At 64.2% G+C, this 19,076-nt stretch carries 21 protein-coding genes; 10 read left to right on the forward strand and 11 right to left on the reverse strand.

Annotation, left to right across the window (positions count from 1 at the left end; all coding sequences use genetic code 11):
* The first annotated feature begins 22 nt into the window (after positions 1-22).
* The 3 genes from BSY17_RS06105 to rimO are packed head-to-tail and all read left to right on the forward strand — an operon-like array spanning position 23 to position 3,537.
* Positions 23-1,054, forward strand: coding sequence for a M23 family metallopeptidase (locus BSY17_RS06105; protein WP_069064830.1), 1,032 nt, complete (start codon positions 23-25; stop codon positions 1,052-1,054).
* On the forward strand, positions 1,051-2,097 hold the full coding sequence (locus BSY17_RS06110; RefSeq protein WP_069064831.1) for a potassium channel family protein: 1,047 nt from the start codon (positions 1,051-1,053) through the stop codon (positions 2,095-2,097). Before BSY17_RS06105 ends, BSY17_RS06110 begins: the two co-directional genes overlap by 4 nt.
* A 57-nt stretch (positions 2,098-2,154) precedes the next feature.
* Positions 2,155-3,537: a 30S ribosomal protein S12 methylthiotransferase RimO gene (rimO, locus tag BSY17_RS06115; RefSeq protein WP_171899284.1), complete on the forward strand. Its 1,383-nt coding sequence runs from the start codon at positions 2,155-2,157 to the stop codon at positions 3,535-3,537.
* Between the two features lie 161 nt (positions 3,538-3,698).
* On the opposite strand, the gene BSY17_RS06120 is transcribed toward rimO, so the two are convergent.
* Together BSY17_RS06120 and BSY17_RS06125 are read right to left on the reverse strand one after the other, a co-directional pair.
* Positions 3,699-4,529, reverse strand: coding sequence for a DUF4163 domain-containing protein (locus BSY17_RS06120; protein WP_069064832.1), 831 nt, complete (start codon positions 4,527-4,529; stop codon positions 3,699-3,701).
* Positions 4,529-4,729 (reverse strand): hypothetical protein, encoded by a 201-nt coding sequence (locus tag BSY17_RS06125; RefSeq protein WP_069064833.1) that lies wholly within the window; start codon positions 4,727-4,729, stop codon positions 4,529-4,531. The genes BSY17_RS06120 and BSY17_RS06125 overlap by 1 nt, the downstream gene beginning before the upstream one ends.
* Positions 4,730-4,874: 145 nt before the next feature.
* Here BSY17_RS06125 and BSY17_RS06130 point away from each other — a divergent pair, with 145 nt between their 5' ends.
* Genes BSY17_RS06130 through argC form a run of 4 tightly spaced genes read left to right on the forward strand, consistent with a single transcriptional unit; the run spans position 4,875 to position 8,548 of the window.
* Entirely contained in the window at positions 4,875-6,272 is a 1,398-nt protein-coding gene (locus BSY17_RS06130; protein ID WP_069066819.1) for a leucyl aminopeptidase family protein, read from the forward strand.
* A 59-nt stretch (positions 6,273-6,331) separates the two neighbouring features.
* On the forward strand, positions 6,332-6,739 hold the full coding sequence (locus tag BSY17_RS06135) for a MarR family transcriptional regulator (RefSeq protein ID WP_069064834.1): 408 nt from the start codon (positions 6,332-6,334) through the stop codon (positions 6,737-6,739).
* Positions 6,699-7,607 carry a C40 family peptidase gene (locus tag BSY17_RS06140; RefSeq protein ID WP_069064835.1) on the forward strand — a complete coding sequence of 303 codons (909 nt, stop codon included), beginning with the start codon at positions 6,699-6,701 and terminating at the stop codon, positions 7,605-7,607. Before BSY17_RS06135 ends, BSY17_RS06140 begins: the two co-directional genes overlap by 41 nt.
* Positions 7,604-8,548 (forward strand): N-acetyl-gamma-glutamyl-phosphate reductase, encoded by a 945-nt coding sequence (gene argC, locus BSY17_RS06145; RefSeq protein ID WP_069064836.1) that lies wholly within the window; start codon positions 7,604-7,606, stop codon positions 8,546-8,548. Before BSY17_RS06140 ends, argC begins: the two co-directional genes overlap by 4 nt.
* Before the next feature lie 9 nt (positions 8,549-8,557).
* Here argC and BSY17_RS06150 read toward each other — a convergent pair whose 3' ends face one another.
* Positions 8,558-8,767, reverse strand: a complete 210-nt coding sequence (locus BSY17_RS06150; protein WP_069064837.1) for a hypothetical protein — start codon at positions 8,765-8,767, stop codon at positions 8,558-8,560.
* Between the two features lie 231 nt (positions 8,768-8,998).
* Between BSY17_RS06150 and BSY17_RS21515 the strand changes: the two genes are divergently transcribed.
* Positions 8,999-9,172 carry a hypothetical protein gene (locus BSY17_RS21515; RefSeq protein ID WP_171899197.1) on the forward strand — a complete coding sequence of 58 codons (174 nt, stop codon included), beginning with the start codon at positions 8,999-9,001 and terminating at the stop codon, positions 9,170-9,172.
* A gap of 51 nt (positions 9,173-9,223) precedes the next feature.
* Positions 9,224-10,549 (forward strand): PQQ-dependent sugar dehydrogenase, encoded by a 1,326-nt coding sequence (locus BSY17_RS06155; protein WP_069064838.1) that lies wholly within the window; start codon positions 9,224-9,226, stop codon positions 10,547-10,549.
* Between the two features lie 118 nt (positions 10,550-10,667).
* Here BSY17_RS06155 and BSY17_RS06160 read toward each other — a convergent pair whose 3' ends face one another.
* A complete protein-coding gene (locus BSY17_RS06160) occupies positions 10,668-11,483 on the reverse strand; it encodes an ATP-binding protein (RefSeq protein ID WP_069064839.1) in 816 nt (271 codons plus the stop codon).
* Positions 11,484-11,595: 112 nt separating this feature from the next.
* Here BSY17_RS06160 and BSY17_RS06165 point away from each other — a divergent pair, with 112 nt between their 5' ends.
* Positions 11,596-12,552 (forward strand): L-threonylcarbamoyladenylate synthase, encoded by a 957-nt coding sequence (locus BSY17_RS06165; protein WP_069064840.1) that lies wholly within the window; start codon positions 11,596-11,598, stop codon positions 12,550-12,552.
* Between the two features lie 200 nt (positions 12,553-12,752).
* Here the strand turns inward: BSY17_RS06165 and BSY17_RS06170 are convergent, their stop codons facing one another.
* From BSY17_RS06170 to BSY17_RS21195, 7 genes are all read right to left on the reverse strand, one after another.
* A complete protein-coding gene (locus BSY17_RS06170) occupies positions 12,753-13,019 on the reverse strand; it encodes a hypothetical protein (protein ID WP_069064841.1) in 267 nt (88 codons plus the stop codon).
* A gap of 97 nt (positions 13,020-13,116) precedes the next feature.
* Positions 13,117-13,650 (reverse strand): peptide-methionine (S)-S-oxide reductase MsrA, encoded by a 534-nt coding sequence (msrA, locus tag BSY17_RS06175; protein ID WP_069066820.1) that lies wholly within the window; start codon positions 13,648-13,650, stop codon positions 13,117-13,119.
* 42 nt (positions 13,651-13,692) lie between these two features.
* Positions 13,693-15,393: a long-chain-fatty-acid--CoA ligase gene (locus BSY17_RS06180; RefSeq protein WP_069064842.1), complete on the reverse strand. Its 1,701-nt coding sequence runs from the start codon at positions 15,391-15,393 to the stop codon at positions 13,693-13,695.
* Positions 15,394-15,531: 138 nt separating this feature from the next.
* Entirely contained in the window at positions 15,532-16,215 is a 684-nt protein-coding gene (locus tag BSY17_RS06185; protein WP_069064843.1) for a DUF1013 domain-containing protein, read from the reverse strand.
* 115 nt (positions 16,216-16,330) lie between these two features.
* A complete protein-coding gene (locus BSY17_RS06190) occupies positions 16,331-17,359 on the reverse strand; it encodes a glycosyltransferase family 4 protein (protein WP_069064844.1) in 1,029 nt (342 codons plus the stop codon).
* Positions 17,360-17,372: 13 nt separating this feature from the next.
* A complete protein-coding gene (locus BSY17_RS06195) occupies positions 17,373-18,248 on the reverse strand; it encodes a UDP-2,3-diacylglucosamine diphosphatase (RefSeq protein ID WP_069064845.1) in 876 nt (291 codons plus the stop codon).
* A gap of 85 nt (positions 18,249-18,333) precedes the next feature.
* Complete coding sequence (locus BSY17_RS21195; RefSeq protein ID WP_150125738.1) at positions 18,334-19,068, reverse strand: hypothetical protein; 735 nt, start codon at positions 19,066-19,068, stop codon at positions 18,334-18,336.
* Between the last annotated feature and the right edge of the window lie 8 nt (positions 19,069-19,076).

Here is a 19,076-nt window from a genome sequence, read left to right on the forward strand (position 1 = left end):
GCAATGCGATAGACAGGCGTCGATGTCTCGCGCGCGCTTACCTTTTGTCCTCTTGCTGCTGAGCGGCTGCATCCCGACCGAAAGCACCCGCACGGGCGGCGACACGCCGCCGCCGCGACTGGACGCCGATGCATCGAGCGTAGAACTGGTCGAGCAGGAACCGGTATGGACCGCGCAGCAAGTGGTCGCCAATGCGCAGACGGTCGCGGCATCGCGCTATGTCGTGCAGCCGGGCGATACGCTGCGCGGCATCGGCAACCGTACCGGCGCGGGGTCGGAAATGATCGCGCGGGTCAATGGGCTGACGCCGCCCTTCGCCCTGCGCGTGGGACAGGCCTTGTCCATTCCCGGCGGCCGCTATCATCTGGTGGCGGAGGGTGAGACGGGGATCGCGATCGCCGCTGCCTATGGCGTGCCATGGAGCCAGATCGTGGCGGTGAACGGGTTGGAAGAACCCTATATGCTGCGGCGCGGACGGCGCCTGCTGCTGCCCGGCAATACGCCTGCAAGCGCGCCCGACCTGGAACAGCGCGCCGCCGCATTTCGCATCGACATTGACGATGTGCTGACCGGGGGCCAGCCGGCGGCGGCGGAGAATGCGCCAGTGGCGGTGGCGTCCGCCGCGCCCCGCCCGCTGCCGAGCAATGTGCCGATCGCCCAGCCGAGCCGCCTGACTGGCCGCTTCGCCTGGCCGGTCAAGGGCAGCATCGTCTCGCGCTTCGGCCCCGGCGCCAGTGGCGCAAAGAATAACGGCATCGATATCGGCGTGGCCGATGGCACCCCGATCAAGGCCAGCGCCGATGGCATCGTCGCCTATGCCGGGGACAAGGTGGCGGTGTTCGGCGGGCTCGTGCTGATCAACCATGGCAGCGGCTGGGTCAGCGCCTATGGCCATGCCAGCCGCGTCGATGTGGTGCGCGGGCAGAAGGTGACGCGCGGCCAGGTCATCGGCCTGACCGGCGATACCGGCTATGCCAGCCAGCCCAAGCTGCATTTCGAACTGCGCAAGGACCGGGTGCCCGTGAACCCCCTCACCCAGTTGCCGACGCCATGAACGTCAAGCCCCGCGCCGCCTCCCCCAGTACCGAGGGTTTCCTGCGACGGCGTTCGTCGATGCCGATGTGGGTCGATATCAGCTGGCGCGTCGGGCTGGTGTTCGGGCTGATCACGCTGGTGTTGGGGCTGCACTGGATCGGCCGCGATGGGTTGAAGGACAATCTCGACGATCATATCAGCTTCATCGACGTGCTCTATTTCACGACGGTCACCGTGACGACCGTGGGCTATGGCGACATCGTCCCGGTCACGCCCGAAGCGCGGCTGTTCGAAGCGCTGTTCGTTACGCCGATCCGACTGTTCGTCTGGCTCATCTTTCTGGGCACGGCCTATAATCTCTTCCTCCGCAATATCCTCTACAGGTGGCGCATGGCACGTATTCAGGCCGATCTGCACAATCATATCGTCGTCACCGGTTTCGGCACCAGTGGGCAGGAAGCGGTGCGCGAATTGCTGGCGCGCGGCACCAACCCGCGCGAGATCGTGGTGATCGACGGCAGCGACAAGGCGCTGGAACTGGCCGAGTCCAAAGGGTGCAATGTGTTGTGCGGCGATTCGACGCGCGACAGCGTGTTGAAGGATGTGGCCATCCACCGGGCGCGCAGCATGATCGTGTCGGCCGGGCGCGACGATACGTCGATCCTCATCACGCTGACCGCGCGGCATCTGGCCCCGAACATCCCGATCAGCATCGTGGTGCGCAACGAGGATAATGAACTGCCCGCGCGTCAGGCTGGCGCGACCACCGTGATCAATCCGGTCAGCTTTGCCGGGCTGTTGATGGCGGGCAGCACCAGCGGCAAGCATATCGCCGATTATATGGCCGATCTGGCGGCATCGGGCGGGCGCGTACGGTTGAACGAACGGCCGGTGTTGCCGGAGGAAATCGGCAAGCCGCTCTCCGCCGTTACCACCGGGCTTGGCGTGCGCATCTATCGCGACGACCGGCCGATCGGCTTTTGGGAGCCGGAGGCCAAGAGCTTGCAGAGTGGTGACCTGATCATCGAAATCGCGGAGGGCGACGGCCAGGACCGGGCGTAACCCGGCAGGCTGATGGCGGCTTGATGGCGGCGCGTGACATTTGGCGCACAAATCCCTATGTGCGCGACCATCATGGCAACCAAATTTCCTGACGCGCCGAAGATCGGCATGGTTTCGCTCGGCTGTCCGAAAAACCTGGTCGACTCCGAACGCATCCTCACCAAGCTGCGGTCGGACGGCTATCAGATGTCAGCGGATTATGCCGGGGCCGATGTCGTGCTGGTCAATACCTGCGGCTTTCTCGATTCGGCGAAGGAAGAATCGCTGGAGGCGATCGGCGAGGCGATGGCCGAAAATGGCCGCGTCATCGTCACCGGATGCATGGGCGACGAGGCGGATCTGATCCGCGCGAAATTCCCGCAGGTGCTGGCCGTCACCGGGGCGCATCAATATGAGCAGGTGGTCAATGCGGTGCATGACGCATCGCCGCCGATCCCCAACGCCTTTGTCGACCTAGTGCCCGAAGGTGGCCTCAAACTGACGCCGCGCCATTATAGCTATTTGAAGATTTCGGAGGGCTGCAACCATCGCTGCTCCTTCTGCATCATCCCCTCGATCCGCGGCGATCTGGTGTCGCGGCGGATCGACGCGGTGCTGCGCGAGGCGGAAAAGCTGGTGTCGGCGGGGACCAAGGAATTGCTGGTCATCAGCCAGGACACGTCGGCCTATGGCGTCGACACCCGGCATGAGCCGCGCCAGTGGAAGGGCCGCGAAGTGCGCGCGCACATGACCGACATGGCGCGCGAACTGGGGCAGTTGCGCGACGCGGACGGTAAAGCGCCGTGGGTGCGGCTGCACTATGTCTACCCCTATCCCCATGTCGATCAGGTCATACCGCTGATGGCCGACGGGCTGCTGACGCCCTATCTCGACATTCCTTTCCAGCACGCATCGCCGTCGGTGCTGAAGGCGATGAAGCGCCCGGCCAATGAAGCCAAGGTGCTGGACCGCATCCATAAATGGCGCGCCATCTGCCCCGACATCACGATCCGGTCGAGCTTCGTCGTGGGCTTTCCCGGCGAGACGGAGGCCGATTTCCAATATCTGCTCGACTGGCTGGATGAAGCGCAGCTCGACCGCGTCGGCGCGTTCCGCTTCGAGCCGGTCGAGGGGGCTGCGGCCAACGCCCTGCCCGGCGCGGTGCCTGAGGCGGTCAAAGAAGAACGCTATCAGCGGATCATGGCAAAGACCGCCGCGATCAGCGCCGCCAAGCTCGCGGCCAAGGTCGGGCGCGTGCTGCCGGTGATCGTCGATGAAGTGGGCGAACCGGACGAGGAGGATGGCAGCATCGGCGCGACCGCCCGGTCACAGGCCGACGCGCCGGAAATCGACGGCAATGTGTTTTTGCGCGATGTCGGCGAAGGGCGGAAGGCTGGCGATATTTTCGACGTGCTGATCGAGGATGCCGACGAGCATGATCTTTATGGCGTGCCGGTTTAGGGTTTGGGTTTAGCCAACCATGCCAATCCTCCCCTTTAAGGGGAGGTGGATGGCCGAAGGCCAGCCGGAGGGGTGTCACCCTATCGAGACGGCAACACCCCTCCGTCATCGCTACGCGCTGACACCTCCCCTGCCAGGGGAGGATTGGGAAGGGCGCTAGCCTAATCTACCGCCACGAAGGCATCGCGATAGTCCGGTTTGATCGCGTCGCGCATCGCAGCGTCGACCGGCAAGGCGACTTCATAGCTGCCCTCGGCGTAAGGACCGGCGCTATAGGGGCCGACAACCACGGTCAGGCCGTCGATCAGCTTGCCGTCCTTCGATGTCGGCACCAGCACCTGTTCCATCGGGTCGATACATTGGGTGAAGTCATCGTCGCCGCGCACGACGGGGGCGCCGCGTTTTTCGGCGCGTTGCTGGTCGAGTATCGCGCAGAAACGGTCGCGGATCGCGGTGGAGAAGGCGGCGGGCGAGGTCATCAGCGCCTTGACGCTGCTTTCCTGTTTGCGCGCCTTGTCCCACAGCACGGCGTCATAGCCGGTCATCCCATGCGCGCCGCCGGTGTAGACATAGGTTTGCGACTGTAGCGCGAGGAAGCGGGGCGTGTCGGCTGCAACGCTCCACTCTGTTTCCAGGCTGTGCGGGCGGAAGGGATAGCCGGACTCTTTTGCGGCCGCGCTGTCTTCCTTCGCCATTTTCAGCGCGTCGGCCTTGGTCGCTGCCATGTCGCGCGCGAACTTGTCGACCAGCGCGGGGACGGCAGCGGCCTCCGCCGGATAAGCATAGGCAAATTCCAGGCCGCCTGCCGTTTCCTTGACCGCAAAGGGCTTGGATGGCGGCGCGGGGGGCGGCGTGCCCGCCATGCGGTCGGCATAGCGGGCGGCCGCTTCGTTTTCGGCAGCATTGCCGACGGGGGCGTCGGACGACGGGGCGCAGGCTGCAACCAGCAGCAGCAGCGCGATAAGGCCGCTTGGTGCGTGCGCCCGCCGCATCAATGCGCCTGCGCCATGCGGCAGCGTTCGCCGACCGCCTTGCGCGCATATTCGCTGTCCAGCGCCTGAGCGGCATTGGGCCAGCCCTCGGCGATCAGCGCCTGTTCGACAGCGCGAATATTCTCGAAATGTCCTGTTTCCGCAAGCGTGTAGGCGCGCGCGCGAAGGGCCTGTAGGCCACGATCGTCTGCATGAAGCATCGTCACTCTCCTTGGCTGTGGTTATGGCTTCGAAACTAGGCCCACGCGCGCGATAGTGCAAAGGAAGAAAGGGCCGACCGTGCGGTTGGGGCGACGAATAAATTACGCCTTCCCTTGGCTCGGCGCTTTCCCTTACATGCCTGCCATGACCGATTTTGCCGACTGCATCAAAGCCGATACGGGGCAGCCCGCCCATCCGATCCATCTGGTCGAGGCCAAGGCGCTGGACGCTTGGCTGGCGACCCGCCCGGAACAGAGTCGCGCGCTGCTGGCGGCGCAGAAATTTCGGGCCAAGCCGCAGGAGACGGCGATCCTGCCGAGTGAGCGGGACGGCGACTGGATGGTCATCGCGGGGGTGGCGGACAAGGCAGCGCTTGGCCCCTGGTGCCTGGCGCGCCTCGCCGAGACGCTGCCCGAAGGGCGCTATCGCCTGTCCGAAGGGTTGCCCGGTGCGGCGATGCTGGGATGGATGCTGGGGCAGCATCGGTTCGACCGTTACCGCCGCGAGGACAGTCCGGTGGGGGTACGCCAACTGCTGACCAGCGATGTCGCGCGGATTACGCCTGCCATCGATCTGGCGCGGGCGGTCGCGCTGGTGCGGGATCTGGTGAATACGCCCGCCGCTGACATGGGGCCGGCCGAACTGGAAGCGGCGACGGAAGCGGTCGCCAAGCCCTTTGGCGCGACGGTCGTGGTGACGCGCGGCGATGCGCTGGCGCATGGCTATCCGATGATCCATGCCGTCGGGCGGGCGGCAGACCGGCACTTCGCGCCGCGCCTGATAGAACTCAATTGGGGCGATCCGGCCGCGCCGCGCATCGCCATCGTCGGCAAGGGCATCAGCTTCGACAGCGGTGGCCTGGACATCAAACCCTCGTCGGGCATGCGCCTGATGAAGAAGGATATGGGCGGCGCGGCGCATGCGCTGGCGCTGGCGCAGCTGATCATGGCGGCGCGGCTGCCGGTGCGGTTGCACCTGCTGATTCCGGCGGCGGAAAATGCGATCAGCGGCAATGCTTTCCGTCCCGGTGATGTGCTGCGCAGCCGCAAGGGGCTGACGGTCGAGATCGGCAATACCGATGCCGAAGGGCGGCTGGTGCTGGGCGATGCGCTGGCCCGTGCGGCGGAGGAGAAGCCCGAACTGATCGTCGTTTTTGCGACGCTGACGGGCGCGGCGCGAGTCGCGGTCGGACCGGACCTGCCTGCCCTGTTCGCCAATGACGACCGGCTGGCCGCCGACATGGCGCAGGCGGGGACCGAGGTGGATGATCCGACCTGGCGGCTGCCCTTGTGGGAAGGCTATGCCGATATGTTGAAGTCCGACATCGCCGATATCAACAATGCGGGCGAAGGCGGATTTGCCGGGGCGATCACCGCCGCTTTGTTCCTGCAGCGCTTTGTGCCGGAAGAAACGCCCTGGCTGCATCTCGACACCTTTGCCTGGCGGCCGTCGGCCAAGCCGGGCCGTCCCAAAGGCGGCGAGGCGCTGGGGCTGCGCGCGGCGTTCAAGCTGTTACAGCAGCGTTACCAGCCCGCTAAGTAAAGCGTCACATTCCGCAGGACCGTTACGCAACCCGATTGGGCATCGTGCGTTAAGCCCGCATGAACGTCCACACAGCACAAGATCAGGTTGCCGCCATTGAACGCCCCGGAGTTCAGCCGCTTCGCCAATGGATGCGGACGCTGGTGGATTATGTCCGGTCGGGCAAACCTGACCTCACCAACCGTCAGATGGCGTTGATGATGACGGTTTACATCGGGGCCGGGCCGCATACGGTGCGCGGCTTGGCCGAAGCGCTGCATGTGTCCAAGCCCGTCATCACCCGCGCGCTGAACAAATTATCGGCGCTGGGCTATCTTCGCCGTGAGCGCGATGTGGCCGATCGACGCAATATTTTCATCACCCGGACCCCCAAAGGGGCGGAATTCCTTGACGCCTTTCATCATTTCATCGCAGGAACCGCGCGCGATGATAGGCACGACAACAGCAAAGCGGAACGCACCGCCTGAAAGAAGCCGGTTCAAGCTGGATGGCCGTTCGGTCGCGCTTGACCGCCGTATCCACGCCGCGCGCGGCGACCTGGCCGACCTGGCGCTGGCGGGCATTCTCTTTTCCGCCCATTATGCGCGCGCGGTGCCCTTTACCTGCGTGATGCCGGGCACGCCGATCCTGTCGGCCCCCTCCCCCAGCGCCGAAGCCGTGACCGAATTGTTGCGCGGCGAGACATTTCATGCGCTCGACGTGATGACCGACTGGGCCTGGGGCTTTTGCGGCCATGACGGCTATGTCGGCTATATCCGGCGCGAGGCGCTGGACGTCGCCGAAACGGTGACCCACCGCATCACCGCGCAAGCCGCGCCGCTGTTTCGCAAGCCCGATATCAAGGCGCAGGTGCTCGACTATTGGCCGATGGGCGCGCAGTTCACCGGAGAGGTCGAAGGCGCATTCGTGAGCTGCGCCGAAGGCTATATCCATAGCCGCCATGCCAAAGCGATCAGCGAAGCGGACAGTGATTGGGTCGCGGTTGCCGAAGCCTATCTCGGCCAGCCCTATGTCTGGGGCGGACGCGGCCATCGCGGGATCGACTGTTCGGGGCTGGTGCAGGCGGCGCTGGGCCAATGCGGCATCGCCGTGCCGCGCGACACTGACCTGCAATGCGAGGGCATCGGCCTGCCGATCGAAAGCGACGCGGCGTTGCGGCGGGGCGACCTGATTTTCTTTCCGGGCCATGTCGGCATCATGACCGATGGCAAGACGTTGCTGCACGCCAATGCGCACTGGATGGCGGTGGTCAAGGAGCCGCTGGCCGATGTCGTCGCGCGATTGGCCGACGACCATGCCCAACCCATTATCGCACGGCGGAGGATCGGCGCATGAGCCACACAATCTTCATCGATGGCGGCGTCGGCACGACCGGCATCGAAATCGGCGATCGGCTGGCGGGGCGCCCCGAATTGTCGCTGATCACGCTGGACGAGAAGGACCGCAAGGATGCGGCGGCGCGGCGCGATGCGCTGAACGCGGCGGACATCGTCATCCTGTGCCTGCCCGACGATGCCGCGCGCGAAGCCGTGGCGCTGATCGACAATGATCATACGCGGGTGATCGACGCATCGACGGCGCATCGGGTGGCGGACGGGTGGACCTATGGCTTCCCCGAACTGGAGCCGGGCCATCGCGAGAAGCTGGCAGCCTCGCGCTTCGTCGCCAATCCGGGTTGCTGGCCGACTGGCTTCTTGGCGCTGGTCCGGCCGCTGACGCTGGCAGGACTGGTGCCTGCCGACTGGCCGGTCACGGTGTCGGGCGCATCGGGCTATTCGGGCGGCGGCAAGGCGATGATCGCCGAATATGAGGGCACAGACGGCGCGCCGACCGCGTTCCGCGCCTATGGCCTTGGCCTGGGCCACAAACATGTGCCGGAAATGACCCGCTATTCGGGCCTGGTCCATCCCCCGCTGTTCGCACCAGCCGTCGCCAATGGCTATCGCGGCATGGTGGTGGAAGTGCCGCTGCAACTGCGTGCCATGCCGGGTGCGCCGTCGCTGGAAGACGTGCATGCTGCTCTGGCGGACGCCTATGCGGGGTCGCCGCTGGTCAGCGTCGCGCCCTTGAGCGAGAGCGCGGCGATGGGACAGGTCGAACTGGAGCATGTCGGCGCGACCGACCGGCTGGCGCTGTTCGTGTTCGGCAATGCCGACAGCGGTCAGGCGCGGCTGGTGGCGGCGCTCGACAATCTGGGCAAGGGCGCGGCTGGTGCGGCGGTGCAGAATCTCAACATATTGGCGGGCCTGCCCGAAATAGCGGGGCTGCGCCTCTAACGTCGTCTATCAGTGAATGGTGCCGACCGGCTGGTCATCCGCCAGCAGGATGATCAGCCGCTCGATCTGACGCCAGTGGCAAAAATGGATATGATTGCCAAGGTCGAGGCTGCGGTCGGCGCGGGCGGCGGCTTCATAGCCCGCATCGGCACCGAATATCGTCATCAGCTCGGTCGCATCGTCATAGCTCTTTCGATCCGAAAGATATGGTAGCTGCATGATGATCCCCCGACGATTATAGCGATAGGCTGTTCGGACAAGTGCTTCAATTGCTGTGCCATTTCCCTGCTTTGGCGTGGGAGGCCGGTTAGCAGCGTGAACGCGCCGTTAGCCAAGTCCCAGAGCGGGACAGGCTGCTCCACTCTGGCACAGCCTGTCCCGAAACGGTCCCGGCGGGATTGCCGCGCAAAGCCGCTGGCATTGGCCGCCGCGCCGTGGCAAGGGCGGGGCATGACGAAGCGCAAGAAAGACCCCACCGGCGCGGGCGCCATCATCGCTTTCCTGATCCTGGGCGGCGCGATCACCGGCGGATTGATGGGACAGCCCAGCATCGGCCTGCTGTCGGGCCTGGCGCTCGGCATCCTCATTGCCCTGCTGCTATGGCTGCGCGAACGCGGCAAATAAGCCCGTCCATCCGCCTTGCCCGGCGCGGCACGGCGACATAGATGGGAAGGCATGAACAAGCATGTCATTGCCCTCCCCCTCATCGCCATCGTCGTAGCCGGCGGCGCGTTCCTCTACCTCGCACAAGGGGACACGTCGCAACTGCCGCCCGGCGCGGATACGGGGCGCGAACCGGTCTTCACCAAGCCGCGCAGCGAGATGGTCCCGACGATCAACATCGCCGAAGTGAAGCCATGGACCGGCGGTGAACAGCCGGTCGCGGCGCAGGGGCTTGCCGTGGCGCGCTTTGCCGATGGCCTTGTCCATCCCCGCTCGATGCTGCGCCTGCCCAATGGCGACATATTGGTGGCCGAAACCAACAGCCCGCCCCGGCCCAAGGACGGCATCGTCCAGCGGGTGATGAATTATCTGATGGCGAAGGCTGGCGCGGGCGATCCATCGGCCAACCGCATCACCCTGTTGCGCGACGCCGATGGCGATGGCCGCGCGGAGACGAAGACGGCGTTTTTGACCGGGCTGAACTCGCCCTATGGCATGGCGCTGGTCGGCGACATGCTTTATGTCGCGAATAGTGATGCGCTGATGGCCTTTCCCTATAAGCCGGGCGACCTGAAGATCAGCGTCGCGGGCCGCAAGATCCTGAACCTGCCTGCCCAGACCCCCAATATGCATTGGACCCGCAGCCTGACGGCTGGCCCTGATGGGCTGCTCTATGTCGGTGTCGGGTCCAATAGCAATATCGGCGAAAACGGGATGGAGACCGAGACCAACCGCGCTTCGGTGCTGGAGGTCAATCCCAAGGATGGCAGCTATCGCATATTCGCTTCGGGCTTGCGCAATCCGGTTGGCCTCGCCTTCGAGCCGACGAGCGGCGCGCTGTGGGGCGTGGTTAATGAACGCGACATGCTGGGGGCCGATCTGGTGCCCGATTATCTGACGCGGGTGGAATTTGGCGGCTTTTACGGCTGGCCGTGGAATTATTGGGGCGGTTATGAGGATCGCCGGGTCCAGCCGCAGCGGCCGCAACTGCGCGAATATACCAAGCGGCCCGATTATGCGCTGGGCAATCATGTCGCGCCGCTGGGGCTGACTTTCGCCGACAAGGTGACGCTGGGCGCACCCTATGCCCAGGGCGCATTCGTCGGCCTGCATGGCAGCTGGAACCGCAAACCAGCGGCGGGTTACAAGGTCGTGTTCGTGGGCTTTGCCGATGGCGAAGCGGGCAAGGCCAAGCCGGTCGATGTGCTGACCGGCTTTCTCGACGCCGATGGCAATGCCCGCGGCCGCCCGGTCGATGTGACTGCGGACGCCAAGGGCGCGCTGCTGGTCAGCGACGATGTCGGTGGCGTGGTGTGGCGGGTGACGAAGGCGCAATAGCGCCTAGACCGTCAGCGCGTAGCGATGATGGAGGGGTGTCATGCTATCGAGACGGCGACACCCCTCCGTCTGGCCTGCGGCCAGCCACCTCCCCTGCCAGGGGAGGATGGTTTTACTTCTAGACTGTCAGCCTGTGCCGCCCGGCCAGTTCGACCACATATTGCCAGGCGACGCGGCCTGATCGGCTGCCGCGCTGGGTCGACCATTGGATCGCTTCCAGCGGGTCGAATGCCACGCCCAGCTTGGCCGCATAACCGCTGACGATCGCGACATAGGCGTCTTGATCGAGCGCGTGGAAGCCAAGGCTGAGGCCGAAGCGGTCGGACAGGGCCATCCGGTCGTCCACCACGTCGCGCGGGTTGATCGGGTCGTCCTGCTCCGACAGATGCCGGGGGACGATGTGGCGGCGGTTGGAGGTGACATAGAGGCGGACATGCGCCGGGCGCGCTGCCGTGCCGCCCTGTAGCAATGAGCGCAACGTCCGGGCGTCGCCCACGCCCTCGTCGAAGCCGAGGTCATCGAGAAACAGGATGAACGGCCGGTCGGTGCCGCGCAGCAGCGCGAACAGCGCAGGCAGGCTGGCCAGCGCATCAGTCGCGCATTGCAGCAGGGCGATGTCTTGCCCTTCGCGCTGCAACCGGCCGACCACCGACGCCACCGCCGCCGACTTGCCCGTGCCGCGCGCGCCCCACAGCAGCACGTCATGCGCGGCATGGCCAGCGGCCAGGCGACGGCTATTCTCCAGCAAGGCGCTCTTCTGCGCGTCGATTCCGGTGAGCAGGTCGTAATCGACCGGTGTAAAGGCATCCACCGCCTGGATAGCGTGGCCGTCCCACATATAGGCGGGCGAGGCGGTAAGATCGGCGCAAGCGGCTGGCGGCGGGGCGAGCCGGTCGAGCGCGTCGGCGATGCGGGTCAGGAGGGCGTCATTCATGCGCCGGACTTAGCCAGCGATGATCGCTGCGGCAAGCGCAGGTCCACCAATGTCATTCTCCTGTCGCAATGGACTTTTACTTGGGTTTACTGAGGTCTATATCGCGGGGACCGTGACCATCGCCAATCCAGCCTATTCCACTAAATCCTGCCGCTATGGCGCCGAGGCGCTGCGGGAGGCGGCGCTATTGATCCGTGCGGGGGAACCCGTGGCGGTCCCCACCGAGACGGTCTATGGCCTGGCCGCCGATGCCACCGACAGCCATGCCGTCGCCGCGATCTACAGTGCCAAGGGCCGTCCGAGCTTCAATCCGTTGATTGTCCATGTGTCCGACCGCGCGATGGCCGAGCGGCTGGCGGATTTCTCCCCGGTCGCCATGCGCCTTGCCGACCGTTTCTGGCCGGGACCGCTGACATTGGTGCTGCCGGTGAGGGCGGATAGCGGGCTGTCGCCGTTGGTGATGGCGGGGTTGCCCACCGTCGCGCTGCGCCTGCCCGCGCATCCGGCGATGCGCGCGCTGATCCGCGAGAGTGGGCGGCCACTCGCCGCACCGTCCGCCAATCGCAGCGGGTCGATCAGCCCGACGCGCGCCGAACATGTGCTGGCCAGCCTGAATGGCAAGGTGCGGATGATATTGGACGAAGGGCCGACCAGCGAAGGCGTGGAATCGACCATCGCCGCGCCGGACGCCGACCAAGTGCGCCTGCTGCGCCCCGGCCCTGTCACCGCCGCGATGCTGGAGGAGGCAAGCGGGCTTCCCGTTGTCGTTGGCGATGGCGCGCACAAGATCGAAGCGCCCGGCCAGTTGGAGAGCCATTATGCGCCGTCCAAGCCGGTGCGGCTCAATGCGCTACGGGCGGAGAAGGATGAATATCTGATCGGCTTCGGCCTGATGCCGTGCCACATCAACCTAAGCCCCGACGCCAATGTGCGCGAGGCCGCCGCCAGCCTGTTCGCGGCGCTGCACATCGCCGATGCGAGCGCTGCAGTGAAGATCGCGGTTGCGCCCGTCCCGATGGAGGGGATCGGCGCGGCGATCAACGATCGGTTGAAGCGCGCGGCGGCGTGAGCTTAAAACATAGGATAATAATCTTAGATTGAATCAACACCGTTCGTGCTGAGTAGGGGCTGAGCTTGTCGAAGCCTCGTATCGAAGCATCAGTCCTTCGATACGCCATTTCGACTTCGCTCAATGCGTGTCCTGAGCGCCTGCCTTGGCAGGCAGTCGAAGGGGCTACTCAGGACGAACGGTGTTGAAAAAACCAGCTTTCAGCCGCAATTATCGTAGCCGGCCTCGCGGCATTGTTTGCGCCGTTCCTTGTCGGCCTTCTTGCGCGCCTTGCCCTCGCGGGCTTCCTGTTCGCGCATCTTGCGGCCGTAGTTGCGGTCGGATTCGTCCTGGCTGGTCGTGGCCCAGTCCGCGGCCTGCGCGCCAGCGCGCACGGGCAGGGTCACGACGTCCAGCGCAGCCTTTGCCACGCAGCCGGTCAAACCGACCAGCATCAGCGGCGCGGCGATCCATAATAGCTTCGTCATCTTTCAGCCCCCGATTTGTTTCGCCGCCGACATGGCATAGCGCACATTAACCGCAGCCTAAGGACGAAGCAAAGCGCAATGCACCGTCGCGGGGTGATCAGGCCTCGATACGTTCGGCAAAGCCCTTGCGCAGCTTGGCGAGCTTGGGCGGGATCACGGCCACACAATAGGGATTGCTCTCGCCGACCCGCTCCCAATATTTCTGGTGATAATCCTCCGCCGGATACCAGGGCGCGTCGTCCTCGATCGTGGTGACGATCGGGTCGGTCTGATCGGCCTGGGCGCGGTCGATCGCGGCGCGCGCCTGTTCCGCCTGTTCCGGCGAATGCGGGAAGATGGCGGAGCGATATTGGGTGCCGACATCATTGCCCTGCCGGTTCAGCGTCGTCGGATTATGCGTGGCGAAGAAGATGTTCAGCAGGTCGGCATAGCTGATGACCGCCGGGTCGAACGTGATGCGGATCGCTTCGGCATGGCCGGTAGTTCCTGAACAGACCTGTTCATAGGTCGGGTTCGGGCGCGCGCCGCCGATATAGCCGCTTTCGACGCTGCTGACGCCCTTCAAATTCTGGTACACCGCCTCGGTACACCAGAAGCATCCACCGGCCAGCGTTGCGATTTCCTGCGTCATATCGTCATTCCTATCCATGTTCGATGCAATAGATAGGAAGGGTCAGGCGCCGCTTCCAGTCGCCAATTCAGCCGCCTTCGCCCGTTCTTCGGCAACCAGTTCCTTGCGCGACAATTTGCCCACCAGCGTCTTGGGCAGGGTCAGCCGCACTTCGACGGCCTTCACCCGTTCATGCTTGCCCAGTTGCGGGTTGAGCCAGGCCTTGAGCGCTTCGTCATCGATATCGAACCCGTCATTGAGGGTGACGAAGGCCTTGGGCTGTTCGCCGCGATAATGGTCGGGCACGCCGATCACCAGTGCCTCCTTGACGGCGGGGTGGTGATAGAGGACCGATTCCACCTGGCTGGGGAAGACTTTGAACCCGCCGACCGAGATCATGTCCTTCAACCGGTCAACGATGCGGACATAGCCGTCCTCGTCGATTTCGCCGACATCGCCGGTGCGGATGAAGTCGCCCATGAACACTTCGGCGTCGGCATCGGGGCGGTTCCAATAGCCTTTCATCACCTGCGGCCCGGCGAACAGCAATTCGCCCGGCTCGCCCGGCGGTGGCGGCTTGGTCGGGTCTTCGCGATCGACGATCTTGACCCGCGTGCCCGGCACCGGCTGTCCGACCGTGCCGGTCTTGTTCAGCCCCTCATAGGGGTTGGTACAGACGATCGGGCTGGTTTCGGTCAGGCCATAGCCTTCGATCAGCTTGGCCCCGGTCGCTTCCTCAAAGCGTTGCCGCACTTCGAGCGGCAGCGGCGCACCGCCCGAAATACAGGCGCGGAGCGAGGAAAAGTCGATGTTGCGGATCGCGGGATGATCGAGCAGCGCCTGGAACATCGTCGGCACGCCGGGCAGCGATGTCGCCTTGACCCTTTGTACGGCGGCCAGCACCTGCGCCGCATCGAAGCGCGGCAGCATCACCATCTCGCCACCGTTCAGCACTGTACGGTTCAAGGTACAGGTATTGGCGAAGACATGGAAAAAGGGCAGCACCGCGATGATGCGATCCGGCTCGTTGGCGTGCGGGTCGATCACCTGCGCCTGGCGCGCATTGGCGGTCAGATTTTGGTGCGTCAGCATCGCGCCCTTGGGCGTGCCGGTCGTGCCGCCGGTATATTGCAGCAGGGCGATGTCCTGCTCCGGGTTGATGTCCGCCACGGTACAGGCACCCGGATTGGCGATGAGCTTGTCATAGCGCAGCACGCGGGGATCATGCGGCAGGGCAGCCGTTTCCGCCGCCTTGAACCAGCGGAACAGCAGGGATTTGACCGGCGAGAGCATCTCGGCGACCGAACCAACCACCAGCTTTTCGAGGCTGCTATGGTCCAGCACCTTGAGCGCGGTCGGCAGCAGCGCCTTGGCCGACAAAGTGAAGAGGATCTTGGTCCCGCTATCTTCGACCTGATGTTCGAGTTCAGCGGCGGTGTAGAGCGGGGAGAAATTGACGACGATCGCACCGGCCATCAGCGCGCCATAATAGGCCGCGACATAATGGGGGGTGTTGGGCAGATAGAGTCCGACCCGGTCGCCCTTTTGCACCCCCATCGCCTGCAGGCCGCAGGCGATGCGCTTGATCTGGCCGAACACCTCCGCATAGGTGAATTTTCGGCCCATGAAATCAATCATGATGGCGTCGGGATGGGCCAGCGCGCTGTCGGTGACCATGTCCCCCATCGATAATGGCGGGAAGGTCTGGTCCCACAAAGCGGGGTGGCGGTAATTCTCTCTCCAGAGCTTTTCTATGTTCTCCATGGCCCAAAGTGTATGGCCATCGCCCGCTTTACGCAAGCGTCAAGCACAGCAAAAAGGGCCGCGCCGAAAGCCCGGCGCGGCCCTGAAAAAATGCTGCATTGCAACGACCTGTCCCGGTCGCCGCGTGACGCTACGGCATCACACCTCGCCCTTGTTGTTGCTGAACGGATCGATGATCGTGGCAACGCTCGAAATCAGGTCCGTCTCGCTCTTGAGCGCGTCTTCGGCGCGCTGCAACGCGTCCTTCCGTTCGCGGCGCAGCTCTTCGATCAGCGCTTCGCGGTCACCATCAAGGCGCGAATCGGTCGGCGCTTCGATGCCGAGCTTCTTCGCCGCCTTGGCCACCAGCGCGTCCAGCTCACGCTGCGAACACAGGCCGAGCGTCACCGGATCCTTGGGCGTGATGTTGGAGATGTTCCAATGGGTGCGGTCGCGGATCGCGGCGATGGTGGTGCGGGTGGTGCCGATCAGCTTGCCGATCGCGCCGTCCGAAATTTCCGGGTGATTGCGCAAGATCCAGGCGATGCCATCGGGCTTGTCCTGCCGCTTGCTGACCGGGGTGTAGCGTGGCCCCTTGGTCCGGCGCACCGGCTCTGGTCCCTTGAGCATCTTCAAGCGATAATCGGGGTTCTGTTCGCCCTTGTGGATTTCGTCCATCGTGATTTCATGGGCGCGGACGGGATCGCGGCCGGTATATTTGATGCTGGCGGTGTCATCGGCGATCGCCTGCACTTCCAGGATGTGCAGCCCGCAAAATTCGGCGATCTGGTCAAAGCTCAGAGCGCTATTGTCGATCAGCCAACTGGCGGTCGCGTGGGGCATAAGAGGCTGGGACACGGGGCTTCTCCGGCACGTAAAAACGATAAGGGCCGCCCAAGCAGGGCGGCCGCGACCGTTGGCAGATAGTCCATCCCGCCCCGTTCGGCAAGGAAAAGCGTCAGGCGGCGCTGTCGATCAACAGCGGGTCGATGGCGTGCAGGCCGGAGAGAAATTCCTGGGCGCTGCGTTCCCAGCTGAAACTGCGGCCATAGGCGGCGCAGGCCGCGCGGTCGCACGGCAGGGCTTGCGCAATGGCGGTGCCCAGATCGTCGGACAGCGCGCCGGTTTCGGGCGTCACGATATCGATCGGCCCGGTGACGGGATAGCCCGCGACCGGCGTGCCGCAGGCCAGAGCCTCGATCATCACCAGGCCGAACGTGTCGGTGCGGCTGGGGAAGACGAAGACATCAGCGCCGGCATAGGCCCCGGCCAGGTCCGCACCGAACAAAGCGCCCAGGAAGCGCGCCTGCGGATAGGCGCGTTCGAGTGCGGCGCGGGTCGGGCCGTCGCCGACGATGACCTTGGTGCCGGGATGATCGGTCGCGAGGAAGGCCTCGATATTCTTTTCCACCGCGACCCGGCCGACATAGAGCTGGATCGGGCGGGGCAGGTCCGCAAAGATGGCGGGCGGCACCGCGTCGGGGGTGAAGGCGGTCAGATCCACGCCCCGGCCCCAGGGGCGCACATTGGCGACGCCATGGGCGCGCAACTGATCGCGCACCGACTTGGTCGACACCAGCACCGCCTGCGCCGGGCCGTGGAACCAGCGGATATAGCGCCAGAACCAGGCCGCCGGCAGGCCGGTGCGCTGGGCGACATAATCGGGGAAATGGGTGTGATAGGCGGTGGTGAACGGCACCCCGCTGCGCAGGCACCAGCGCCGCGCCGCGACACACAGCGGCCCTTCGGTTGCCAGATGCACCGCATCGGGGCGGAAGGCGGCGATCGCCTGGCCGACGACGGCGGGACGCACCAGCGCGAGGCGGATTTCGGGATAGGTGGGACAGGGAATGGAGCCGTAGAGATCGGGCGAGATCACCATGATCTCATGCCCCATCTGTTCCAGTTCGACCTGGATCGTCTGGAGCGTGCGGACGACGCCATTGACCTGCGGCGCCCAGGCATCGGTGACGATCGCTATCCGCATGATCCCTGCCCCCTTAGGCCGCCATCCGCGCCGATGGCTGCACGCCCTCTGCGGCGGTGCGCTTCGCAATCTCGTCGGCCCAGTGCAGCACCTGCATCTGTCCGTCATCATGTTCGACCAGCGCGGTGCAGCCTTCCACCCAGTCGCCGTCATTATAATATTCTATGCCGTCGATTTCGCGCATTTCGGCATTGTGGATATGACCGCACACGACGCCGTCGACGCCGCGCGACCCGGCTTCATGCGCCACCACTTCCTCGAAACGGGAAATGAAGGACACGGCATTCTTGACCTTATGCTTGGCCATTTTGCTGAGCGACCAATAGGGCAGGCCCATGCGTTGCCGCACGGCGTTGACCACGACATTGAGGCGCATCAGCGTCGTGTAGGCCGCGTCGCCGACGAAGGCGAGCCAGCGATGCGCGAGCATGATCGTGTCGAACTCGTCGCCGTGCAGCACCAGCAGCTTGCGCCCATCGGCGGTCTGATGGATCGCCTTGCGCCGGATTTCCACGCCGCCAAAGCTCATGCCGGTAAACTGGCGGAACATTTCGTCATGATTGCCGGGGATGTAGACGACCCGCGTACCGCGCTTGGCACGCTTCATCAGCCGCCACACCACGTCATTGTGGGTCTGGGGCCAATAGAAGCGCCGCTTCAGCCGCCAGCCATCGATGATGTCGCCGACCAGATAGATGGTATCGCTGTCGACGCTGTCGAGGAAATCGATCAGCATCTTGGCGTTGCAGCCGCGCGTGCCGAGGTGAATATCCGAAATCCAGATGGTGCGATAGCGGCGACGCTGCCCCGCCCGCTCCGGGATGTGGAATGGGTCGTCGATGCCCTGTTCCATCTCACCCAGGAAGGGCAAGCGCGTAATGGCGTTCATGATACGGTCCCCAAAGACGTCTATCCTTGGGACCGAGTCCTTAGCGCGCCATTGTTACAAGTCCGCACCGAGTATGACGGAAATGCTACGTTTTGCGGGTATCCAGCGCGGGATGCCAGGTCACTTTACTACCCCAGCGCGCAGCGAAATCAGCCGCGTGACTTCGCATTTCAGACGTCGCATCCAACAGGAAGAAAGCACGCGCCGTTCCGACTGCTGCCCTCAGAGCATCCACGCGAAAACCTAACTCTGCGAGACGGGTGCCCCAATGAGCCAACTCCAGGATATTGCCGCCAGCCATGCGCGTGTGATGATGATAAACGATGATGGTGCGGCCTTCACGTTGCAATGACTTCAACTCGGCAAGTGCAACGCTTTTGCCTGCTTTTCTGGCACCGGCGCTGTAGTTTGCAGTTTCCAATCCATTATCAGGATCGAGAAAAAGCAAATCGCAATCACGTACTGCGTGACCGGCTCTATCAAACCAAGCCGATCGAGAAGCACGGCGATCAGAGGTGCTACCCTCTACTGGAATATCATCGTTAAAATAAATGGCGTCTTCAAATAAACCCGCTTGCTCCAGCGCTTCAACGTTCCGATTTCCGCTTTCGACGATTGACCGTAAATGATCAAAGAGAACTGGGTCGAGCGATCGCCATAGATGCGGCCTATCCAGATATGCCACATGCTTGCCGTCCGCATTGTGCGCTTCATCGGGATAGAGCCACCACAACACGCCCAAACGCCGACCAGCTGCCAGACGCCTCAGCATTGAAAGTTTTACGAAGTCACCAATGTCGGCGGCATAACGGTTTTGCATCGTTCAGC

Source organism: Sphingobium sp. RAC03 (assembly GCF_001713415.1).
Classification (GTDB): Bacteria; Pseudomonadota; Alphaproteobacteria; order Sphingomonadales; family Sphingomonadaceae; genus Sphingobium.

Coding starts and splice junctions, on each gene's coding strand:
- BSY17_RS06105 (WP_069064830.1), top strand. CDS start 23: ATGTCTCGCGCGCGCTTACCTTTTGTCCTCTTGCTGCTGAGCGGCTGC.
- BSY17_RS06110 (WP_069064831.1), top strand. CDS start 1,051: ATGAACGTCAAGCCCCGCGCCGCCTCCCCCAGTACCGAGGGTTTCCTG.
- rimO (WP_171899284.1), top strand. CDS start 2,155: ATGTGCGCGACCATCATGGCAACCAAATTTCCTGACGCGCCGAAGATC.
- BSY17_RS06120 (WP_069064832.1), bottom strand. CDS start 4,529: ATGCGGCGGGCGCACGCACCAAGCGGCCTTATCGCGCTGCTGCTGCTG.
- BSY17_RS06125 (WP_069064833.1), bottom strand. CDS start 4,729: ATGCTTCATGCAGACGATCGTGGCCTACAGGCCCTTCGCGCGCGCGCC.
- BSY17_RS06130 (WP_069066819.1), top strand. CDS start 4,875: ATGACCGATTTTGCCGACTGCATCAAAGCCGATACGGGGCAGCCCGCC.
- BSY17_RS06135 (WP_069064834.1), top strand. CDS start 6,332: ATGAACGTCCACACAGCACAAGATCAGGTTGCCGCCATTGAACGCCCC.
- BSY17_RS06140 (WP_069064835.1), top strand. CDS start 6,699: ATGATAGGCACGACAACAGCAAAGCGGAACGCACCGCCTGAAAGAAGC.
- argC (WP_069064836.1), top strand. CDS start 7,604: ATGAGCCACACAATCTTCATCGATGGCGGCGTCGGCACGACCGGCATC.
- BSY17_RS06150 (WP_069064837.1), bottom strand. CDS start 8,767: ATGCAGCTACCATATCTTTCGGATCGAAAGAGCTATGACGATGCGACC.
- BSY17_RS21515 (WP_171899197.1), top strand. CDS start 8,999: ATGACGAAGCGCAAGAAAGACCCCACCGGCGCGGGCGCCATCATCGCT.
- BSY17_RS06155 (WP_069064838.1), top strand. CDS start 9,224: ATGAACAAGCATGTCATTGCCCTCCCCCTCATCGCCATCGTCGTAGCC.
- BSY17_RS06160 (WP_069064839.1), bottom strand. CDS start 11,483: ATGAATGACGCCCTCCTGACCCGCATCGCCGACGCGCTCGACCGGCTC.
- BSY17_RS06170 (WP_069064841.1), bottom strand. CDS start 13,019: ATGACGAAGCTATTATGGATCGCCGCGCCGCTGATGCTGGTCGGTTTG.
- msrA (WP_069066820.1), bottom strand. CDS start 13,650: ATGACGCAGGAAATCGCAACGCTGGCCGGTGGATGCTTCTGGTGTACC.
- BSY17_RS06180 (WP_069064842.1), bottom strand. CDS start 15,393: ATGGAGAACATAGAAAAGCTCTGGAGAGAGAATTACCGCCACCCCGCT.
- BSY17_RS06185 (WP_069064843.1), bottom strand. CDS start 16,215: ATGCCCCACGCGACCGCCAGTTGGCTGATCGACAATAGCGCTCTGAGC.
- BSY17_RS06190 (WP_069064844.1), bottom strand. CDS start 17,359: ATGCGGATAGCGATCGTCACCGATGCCTGGGCGCCGCAGGTCAATGGC.
- BSY17_RS06195 (WP_069064845.1), bottom strand. CDS start 18,248: ATGAACGCCATTACGCGCTTGCCCTTCCTGGGTGAGATGGAACAGGGC.
- BSY17_RS21195 (WP_150125738.1), bottom strand. CDS start 19,068: ATGCAAAACCGTTATGCCGCCGACATTGGTGACTTCGTAAAACTTTCA.